The sequence below is a fragment of the Streptomyces sp. DH12 genome, from assembly GCF_020873895.1.
GTDB lineage: Bacteria > Actinomycetota > Actinomycetes > Streptomycetales > Streptomycetaceae > Streptomyces.
Window position 1 is genome coordinate 1 of the sequence record NZ_JAHWGT010001078.1, and the last position, 451, is coordinate 451.

Annotated in this window: 1 protein-coding gene; it reads right to left on the reverse strand. The window is 67.6% G+C overall.

The genetic code is table 11. The features are described 5' to 3' along the window. Positions 1-43 precede the first annotated feature (43 nt). Positions 44-451 (reverse strand): carbohydrate ABC transporter permease (locus LPA54_RS38600; RefSeq protein ID WP_228985046.1); only part of this gene is annotated, 408 nt, incomplete at its 5' end.

Here is a 451-nt window from a genome sequence, read left to right on the forward strand (position 1 = left end):
GGGGAGGGTGTGGGGTCTCGAGGGCGGTCGGCGGGCCGCCGGATCACTCCTTGACGCTTCCGGCGGCGAGACCCGACTGCCAGTACTTCTGGAGGAACAGGAACGCGACGACGAGCGGCAGGATCGTGAGGAGGGAACCGGTGATCACCAGGTTGAAGATCACCTCGCCGCCGACGGTCTCCGCCTGGGAGTTCCACGCGCTCAGGCCCAGCGTCAGGGGGTACCAGTCCGGGTCCTTGAGCATGATCAGCGGCAGGAAGTAGTTGTTCCAGGTGGCGACCGTGGTGAACAGCAGCACGGTCACGATGCCGGGGGCGAGCAGCGGAAGCGCGACGGTGAAGAAGGTCCGCGCCTCGCCCGCGCCGTCCATCCGGGCGGCTTCCAGAAGCTCCGTGGGGATCGCCTCGGTGGCGAAGACCCACATCAGGTAGAGGCCGAACGGCGACACCAG